At 56.8% G+C, this 584-nt stretch carries 1 pseudogene; it reads left to right on the top strand.

From position 1 onward, the window contains the following. Positions 1-584, top strand: a pseudogene (locus ACP7BV_RS27715) (ATP-dependent zinc metalloprotease FtsH); the annotation flags it as partial.

Genomic DNA, 584 nt, shown 5'->3' on the forward strand with positions numbered 1-584 from the left:
GGCTTTTCGGGTGCCGACCTGGCCAATCTGGTCAACGAGGCAGCGTTGTTTGCCGCCCGCCGCAGCAAGCGTTTGGTGGAAATGAATGACTTCGAGGATGCCAAGGACAAGATCTACATGGGGCCTGAGCGTAAATCGATGGTCATGCGTGAAGAAGAACGCAAGAACACGGCTTACCACGAGTCCGGCCACGCCGTTATTGCCAAGCTGCTGCCAAAGGCTGACCCGGTGCACAAGGTCACGATCATGCCGCGCGGCTCAGCCCTCGGCCTGACGTGGCAGTTGCCGGAGCACGACACGCTGTCTTGGTACAAGGACAAGATGCTGGAAGACATCTCGATTTTGTTCGGTGGTCGTATTGCTGAAGAAATCTTTGTCGGCCAGATGTCGACCGGCGCATCGAACGACTTTTCGCGCGCTACCAAGCTGGCACGCTCGATGGTTACCCGTTTCGGCATGAGCGACAGCATGGGCGTGATGGTCTACGAAGATAGCGAGAACGAAGGCTTTTTCGGCGGTGCTACCAAGACGATTTCGGAAGCGACTCAGCAAAAGGTTGATGCCGAGATTCGCGCCATCCTCGA

It is taken from the genome of Massilia sp. TSP1-1-2, from assembly GCF_049896185.1.
Lineage (GTDB): Bacteria > Pseudomonadota > Gammaproteobacteria > Burkholderiales > Burkholderiaceae_D > Telluria_A.